Source organism: Burkholderia sp. 3C (assembly GCF_054589155.1).
In genome coordinates, this window is sequence record NZ_BAAILN010000095.1 from 1 (window position 1) to 263 (window position 263).

The following is a 263-nucleotide window of genomic DNA, read 5'->3' on the forward strand; positions in this document are numbered from 1 at the left end:
GGCGACGGCAACAGCGATCTGTCGACGCAGAACAACAGCCATGTGAATGCAGCCAACGGCGTGACGATCATCTCGGGCGGCGATACGAACCTCATCGGCGCGAACGTGAAGGGCAATCAGGTGAACGCCGATGTGGGCGGGAACCTGAACATCGCGAGCGTGCAGGACACGTTGTCGAGCGCGGCGCATCAGTCGAGTACGGGCGGTGGCTTCAGTGTCAGCCAGAGTGGTGGTGCCAGTGCGAGCTTCAGTCACAGCAAGGG

1 protein-coding gene is annotated in these 263 nt (G+C 62.0%); it reads left to right on the forward strand.

The genetic code is table 11. The features are described from left to right. Window positions 1-263 (forward strand): hemagglutinin repeat-containing protein (locus ACYP33_RS19660; RefSeq protein WP_459623466.1); only part of this gene is annotated, 263 nt, incomplete at both ends.